At 60.2% G+C, this 6,789-nt stretch carries 8 protein-coding genes and 1 tRNA gene; 8 read left to right on the top strand and 1 reads right to left on the bottom strand.

Annotated elements, in window-relative coordinates:
• The 5 genes from JSV08_02920 to JSV08_02940 all read left to right on the top strand — a co-directional run.
• Positions 1–181 (top strand): hypothetical protein (locus tag JSV08_02920; protein UCF81380.1); only part of this gene is annotated, 181 nt, incomplete at its 5' end.
• Positions 182–185: 4 nt separating this feature from the next.
• The gene (locus tag JSV08_02925) at positions 186–1,151 is read left to right on the top strand and encodes a hypothetical protein (protein ID UCF81381.1); all 966 of its coding nucleotides are present in this window, start codon (positions 186–188) and stop codon (positions 1,149–1,151) included.
• A 3-nt stretch (positions 1,152–1,154) separates the two neighbouring features.
• Positions 1,155–2,786, top strand: coding sequence for a SpoIIE family protein phosphatase (locus JSV08_02930; protein UCF81382.1), 1,632 nt, complete (start codon positions 1,155–1,157; stop codon positions 2,784–2,786).
• A 1-nt stretch (position 2,787) separates the two neighbouring features.
• Positions 2,788–3,315, top strand: a complete 528-nt coding sequence (locus JSV08_02935; GenBank protein ID UCF81383.1) for a hypothetical protein — start codon at positions 2,788–2,790, stop codon at positions 3,313–3,315.
• Positions 3,312–3,701, top strand: coding sequence for a hypothetical protein (locus tag JSV08_02940; GenBank protein ID UCF81384.1), 390 nt, complete (start codon positions 3,312–3,314; stop codon positions 3,699–3,701). Before JSV08_02935 ends, JSV08_02940 begins: the two co-directional genes overlap by 4 nt.
• Before the next feature lie 89 nt (positions 3,702–3,790).
• Here the strand turns inward: JSV08_02940 and JSV08_02945 are convergent, their stop codons facing one another.
• Positions 3,791–3,967, bottom strand: a complete 177-nt coding sequence (locus JSV08_02945; protein UCF81385.1) for an Rdx family protein — start codon at positions 3,965–3,967, stop codon at positions 3,791–3,793.
• A 188-nt stretch (positions 3,968–4,155) separates the two neighbouring features.
• Between JSV08_02945 and JSV08_02950 the strand changes: the two genes are divergently transcribed.
• From JSV08_02950 to JSV08_02960, 3 genes are all read left to right on the top strand, one after another.
• Positions 4,156–5,655, top strand: coding sequence for an Rne/Rng family ribonuclease (locus JSV08_02950; GenBank protein ID UCF81386.1), 1,500 nt, complete (start codon positions 4,156–4,158; stop codon positions 5,653–5,655).
• Positions 5,656–5,667: 12 nt separating this feature from the next.
• Positions 5,668–6,081 (top strand): acyl-CoA thioesterase, encoded by a 414-nt coding sequence (locus JSV08_02955; protein UCF81387.1) that lies wholly within the window; start codon positions 5,668–5,670, stop codon positions 6,079–6,081.
• A gap of 411 nt (positions 6,082–6,492) precedes the next feature.
• Positions 6,493–6,563 (top strand) — tRNA-OTHER (locus JSV08_02960).
• Positions 6,564–6,789: the final 226 nt, after the last annotated feature.

Below are 6,789 nucleotides of genomic sequence, written 5' to 3' on the forward strand. Positions count from 1 at the left end.
GATCTCGGAGCACCACATGTTCGGGTACCTGAGCGGCGGGGTCCGCGTGAAAAATTTCGTTTTCTCCGCACAAATTCACAACGTGTTCAATAACGCCCCCCTCCACAGCGACGCCATGAGCACCTACTGGCACCCCCGGCGTGACATCCGCGCCATGGTCTCCTATCGGAAAGGGCTGTGAAACCGTGCAAGGCTTTGTTGTTTTCTCCGGAGGTGTCCCGAGACGCGCCCCGGGGCGCATCGCCGGGATGGCCGCCGCCATGCTGAGCGCCGTCTTGTTTCCCGTACCCATTGCGGCGGCGCAGGTCGCCGTGCTTCTGAGCAAGAATCTGGGCCCTTACGCGGAAGCCGTTCAGGGACTGAAGGATTCCCTTAAGGGAGACTCCTTTATGGACTTTGACCTCGGCGGGGAGGAAGGTGCCGGCAAAAGCACCCTGAAGAAGATCACGGCGAAAACGCCCGACGTCATCGTGTCGGTGGGCGGCACGGCGCTCAAGGTCGCGGCATCGAACGAGAAGAGCACCCCCGTCGTATTCGCCATGGTGCTCCGTCCCGAAAAGCTCTACGACACGACGCAGGGCAACGTCGCCGGCGTCACGCCCGACGTGGACTACGGCATCCAGTTCGAGCGCCTGAGCAAGATCCTGCCCAATGTCAAGACCCTCGGCGTCCTCTACAACCCCGACTCGTCGAAAGCCGAGATGGAGAAGGCGAAAGAACAAGCGGCGCGCTACGGCATCGAGCTTCAGGCCCAGGCGGCGTCGTCGGACAAGGACGTGCCGTCCAGTTTCCGTGCCGTCGCCAACAAGGTGCAGGCATGGTGGCTCTATCCCGAGTCCTCCATCCTGACCGTGGACGCGCTCAAGTTTTTGGCCCTCGAAACCACGAAGCGGAGCATTCCCGTCGTGGCGCCGGCGGAGAAATTTTTCAAGCTTGGAGCGTGCTTTGCCATCCAGGCAACCTATCGCGGCGTGGGGCAGCAAACGTCGGAAGTGGTGAAACGCATCCTCGAAAGCGGTGACACCCCCAAGTCCATCGGCGTGGAGAAGGCGCGCCACGTGGAGGTGGTGCTGAACCGCAAGGTGGCGGATACGCTGAAAATTTCGGTTCCGCCCGAGGCACAAAAGTTCGTGGACCGAACCGTCGAGTAAGCCATGGCGATCCATTCGCACTCCATCCCCCGACGAAAAAGCCTGCGCACGCGCCTTACCCTGGTGAGCGTCGCGTTTATAGTTCTCCTGGGCGCGGTTTTGGGTGGCTACTCCACCTACCAGATGCGTACGGCGCAGATCGACAAGCTTCTTGACCTCGGTCGCACCCTGACGCAGGGGATCGCGTTCAACAGCGCTTTTTCGGTCTACAGCGAGGATTCGGAAACCTACGGTCCCCTCATGGAAGGCGTGCTGCGAGAGCCGGACGTGCTCTACGTTCGCTTCTCGGACATGCAGCGTAACCAGATTGACGAAAAGGGGAAGGAAACGTGGGCCGGGCCGGGCGAGGAGAAGGCCGTTTTGGAATACCTCGCAAGCGATATCGAGGAACACCGCGATGCGGAGGGCAACTCCTATTATAACGTCCGCGCGCCGCTTATTCTGGATCGCCAGGTGCCCACGACGGCGGAGGCGGACTTCTTCGGCTTCGAGGAGGCCGAGGGGGCTCCCTCGGCCCAGGAAGCCGAAACAAAGATCGAGCGCATTCCCGTGGGCTACGCCGAGGTGGGCATCTCTCCCGAGCGGACCCAGATGCTTATCCGGCGAACACTCTGGTACAACATCGGACTCGCCGCGCTGGGCATCCTTTTGGCCGGCGTCTTCGCCACGTTTTTCGCGAACCGCATCACGCGCCCCATAGGCACGATTGTGCAGGGGGCCGTTCGCATCTCGGAGGGCGATCTCTCAAGGGGGGTGGACGTGCATTCGGACGACGAGGTGGGCGTGCTCGCCAATTCCTTTAACCAGATGCGGGAGCGCATCGAGGAGCAGATGAAAAGCCTCGAGGCCGCGAACGAGGAGATGCGGCGCGCGAACGAGCAGATCGAAACCGCCCGGAAGGCCCTCTGGGGCGAGATGCAGCTCGCCAAGAAGATTCAGACGGTGCTTCTTCCCCCGCGCGTCGAGATCCCGGGCTTCGACACGGCCGCCTCCATGCACACGGCGGACGAGGTGGGAGGCGACTATTACGACTTCCTTCAGCAAGACGGCCGCTCGTGGCTCGCCATCGGGGACGTCTCCGGGCACGGCGTCACGTCGGGGCTCATTATGATGATGGCCGAATCGGCCCTGCATTCGCACATCATGCAGCACCCGGACACCGATCCGAAAACGGCTCTCCATGCCGTGAACCGCGTCCTTTGCGACAATACGAAGCGCATGGGAAACGACGCCTTTATGACCATCGTGCTTCTTGCGTATGAGGGAGACGGCCGATTTTCCTACACCGGCGCGCATGACGATTTCCTGCTCTACCGCGCCCGCGAGGATCGGTGCGAGACCGTGGCCACCCAGGGTGCATGGGTCGGCGCGTTCGAGGAAATCGGGCACGCTCTTGAAAACAACACGCTTCTTCTGTATCCTGACGACGTGTTAATTCTTTATTCCGACGGCGTGGTGGAAGCCAAGAACGTTAACGGTGAACTGTTTAACATGGAGCGTTTCAAGAAGACCCTCACGGAGAATGCTAGCAAGAAGGCGGCCGATATCCATAACGCCGTCCTCAAAGAGGTCAGAAAATGGATGCACATACAAGACGATGACATAACCCTCATGGTTCTTAAACGGGAGGCATGATATGGCGGAAAAAAAGGAAAAAGAAGCCGTTCAAGCCAAGGTCGGCAAGGACCACATGGAGTTGAGCTTCGGGCCGCGCTGGACGTACATCAGCTGCGTCCGCGGCTTCGTGGCACACTTCTTTGCCATCGGCTTGGAGGACAAAATCCATGCCGAGCGAATCTCGCTGGCCGTAAGCGAGCTCTTGGAAAACGCCGTAAAATATTCCTCGGGCCCTGACACCACGGTGAGCGCCTCGATCCTGGGAAAGCACAACAAGGTGGTGGCGCGTGTCGAAAACCAGAGCACGGCGGAACACATCAAGGAACTTCAGGGCGAGATCAAAGGCATCTGCCAAAAAAATCCCGAGGAGGCCTACATGGCAAAGCTCATGGAAGCTGCAAACCGAACCGACGGAAAAAGCCAGCTGGGCCTCGCGCGGATACGCTATGAAACCGGCGCGGTGCTGACGGTCAGTATCAACGGCGACCGCGTTCACGTGGAGGCCACGTTTCCCCTGGTTTCGAATGCCGAGGAGGCCACGACATGACAAAACTCGCTTTGGAGCCCTTTACCGCGGATACCCTACGCATTGAGCCCGTCGACATTCCCGAGGGAGGCGTGGAACTGCGCTTCACCGGCAACATCGACATGCGCGATCCCTCCTCTGTCCTGAGTCCCTACTACGAGCAGGTGCACACCGAGGCCACGTCGAACAACGCGCCCGAGGTGCGCCTTGATCTGCGAAACCTCACGTACCTTAACTCCTCCGGCATTCTGACGCTCGTCAAGTGGATCAAGCGCCTCCAAGACACGCCCGCCGACCAGCGCTACAAGTTCCACATCATCTATTCGAACGACATTACCTGGCAGCGCATCAGCATCCTCACCATCAGCAAGATGGCGGGCGACGTCGTGCAGGTCTCGAAAGCCTGAAAGAAAGGGACCAGGGGTCAGCCGTCAGGGATCAGCCAAAGGAGAAATCCATTAACTGACGGCTGGTGACTGGCCCCTGGCCCCTTTTTCTATCGCCGCTTTTTGATTTCTTTCACGATGGCGGCGTTTTTGGGAAACTCTCCCGTCTGGAGCTTGGAGTAAACAAGTTCGCCGTTCAGGCTCACCTCGAACCGTCCTCCGTCGCTCGGGACGAGCTCCAGTCTTTTAATGTTACGCTTGAATTCGTTGAGAAGCGCTTCCGTCAAACTGACGGCCTGCGGTTCATAGTTTCAAGCGCTGCAGTAGACGATTTCCACGTTCATTGCCAGCTACCTCCTGTGGGGTCTGTAACGTTTCGTCAGGCTTTATCGTATACCAGGGAGGCCCGCCATGGCAAAGGGCGGGATGAAGCGGTTTGCTTGGGCGCTGCCGGTTGCGATACCATGGCAAGGAAGTGAAGAAGGAAATTTACGTCAACGTCGAGCGCTCCGAGACCCGCGTCGCCATGCTCGAGGACGGCAAGCTCGCGGAAGTCTTCATCCAGCGTGAAACGTCCCAGGGCGCGGCCGGAAACATCTACAAGGGACGCGTCGGGAAGGTCCTGCCGGGCATCCAGAGCGCCTTCGTGGCGGTGGGGCTGGAGCGCGACACGTTCCTTCACGTTTCCGACGTGATTGCGAACCACCGCTCCTACCGGGACTACCTCACGCCGGGCAAGCGCACTTTCCGCGCGGGCCGCGTGCCCGACAACGCCCGCATCGAGGACTACGTCCGCTCCGGGCAGGAGCTCCTGGTGCAGATTGCCAAGGAGCGCGTGGGCACGAAGGGGGCGCGCGTGACGACGCGCATCGCGCTTCCGGGGCGCTACCTGGCCTACATGCCGGGCACGGGAATTCTGGGAATCTCGAGGCGCGTTGACGACCGCCGCGAGCGGGGCCGCCTGCGGCGCGTCGTGGGACGGAACCGCCAGCCCTCCGACGGCTTCGTCATCCGCACGGCCGCAAGGGGCGTCGCCGACAACGATCTCCGGGACGACATCAACAGCCTCATCAAGCTCTGGGAGGAAATTAAGCAGCGCGCCCGCTCCAGCCCCTCCGAGACGCTCCTCCACACGGACACGGACCCCTTGGTGAAGACCATGCGCGACTACCTGTCCAAGGACGTCACCAAGATTGTGGTGGACTCGCGGCGCGCGCACGAGCAGGTCGAAGACTACCTCCATCACTTCAGCCCCAACTGGAAGGGCACGCTTCGGCTGCACGACGAGATGCTGCCGCTGTTCGAGAAGTACGGCGTCGAGCAGGAGATACAGAGAAGCCTCGAAAGCAAGGTGTGGCTTCCCTCGGGCGGCCACATCGTCATCAACCAGACCGAAGCGCTCGTGGCGATCGACGTCAACACGGGGCGCTTCGTCGGCTCCAAGAATCTCGAGGACACGGTCTTCCAGCTCAACATGGTCGCCGTGAAGGAGGTGGTGCGCCAGATTCGCCTGCGCGATTTGGGCGGCATCATCGTCATCGATTTCATCGACATGGAAAATCTCAAGAACCGCCGCCGCGTTCTCCAGGCCTTTCGCGATGAGTTGCGCAGGGACCGGGCCCAGTCCAAGATTCTGCAAATCAGCGATTTCGGCCTGGTCGAGATGACGCGCAAGCGCTCGCGCGCGAATCTGCAGCGCATGCTCTGCTCCCCGTGCCCCTACTGCGACGGCGCGGGGCGAATCAAGAACGAGCGCACGATTTCCTACGAGATTCGCCGCCGCGTCCTCCGGCTGGCCAAAAAACTGAGCGGCGAGAGGATTCTCATCAAGGGCCACCCCGACATTCTGAAGGAGCTTCGGGCGCAGGACGGCTTTCTCAAGGACCTTGAGGAGGCCACCCAGAAGTTCATCGTTCTGCAGAACGAGCCCACCTACCACCACGAGCAGTACGACGTGGTGGGGGCCCGGAACTGAGGGGCGGCGGTCATGCCTTTGGTGTCGCAGACGCCCGTCCGCGTGCGCTACGCCGACACCGACAAGATGGGCGTCGCCCACCACGCGGCGCACATCGTGTGGCTCGAGACCGGACGGACCGAGTTCTGCCGCGCCGCCGGGTTTTCCTACGCCGAGGTGGAAGCCGACGGCGTGGCCCTGCCCGTGGTGGAGGCCGTCTGCCGCTACCGGGCGCCCGCGCGCTTCGAGGACGACCTGGTCGTGCTGACGCGCCTCAAGGACCTGCGCAAGAAACGCATCGAGTTCGCCTACCGCGTGCAGCGCTCCTCCGACGGTGCGCTCGTCTCCGAGGGCGAAACGCTCCACATCCCCGTGGACCGCGAGGGAAATGCGTGCGCCGTTCCCGAGAAATACTACGAGCGGTTGACGAAGACGCTGGAGGAATAAAGGAGCCGTCAGGGGCTGGGGGTCGGTAGCCGGAGGCCAGCAGCCAGTTGGCGAATTAAAAAGCCCTTTATTGACGCCACTTAGCGGTTTCGTTTCGTAGAATGGTGGTGGCGTAGATGAGTTGGAAAAAGGGGCAAATGAGCCTGTAATACACCCCGCGTGTCTTGTAAGTCATGATGAATACATGATTTTTTGGCGCTGGCCCCTTGACAACGACCCTGGCGGCAGCGTATAATAAAAGACTGCCGAGCTTGGCTCGGCGGCACGGAAGGAAAGTAATGGCACAAGTCGCGCCCTTATGGGTGCGGTAAATGGCAGCACTTTCCTTTTTTTGTGGAAAAAGTTTGGGGCGGCGCGCTAAGGTGCTCCGAGAGCAAATCCCTCTGCGTGCACGCGCCGCCCCATCAGAATGGCCGGGTCGTCTAATGGCAGGATACGCTCTCTGCAAGGACGAGAAGGCGGTTCGATTCCGCCCCCGGCCTACCAAAACTTATTTCATGAATCAGTCTGCCCGCCTTGCGGCAGGCATAGGATAGAATAGCGGATGGCTTGGCTTGTGTCAAGCAATTTAAGCTGGAAAAGATTAAATACGAATTAACTTGACAGGCGTAGCATTATGTAGTATAATGTAGTATGATGAAAAAAGCAGAAACCGTAATCAGCGTTCGGATAACTAAGGAAATGCAGAAGAAGCTCAGGGCTTTAGCC

The organism is Acidobacteriota bacterium (assembly GCA_020349885.1).
Taxonomy (GTDB): Bacteria; Acidobacteriota.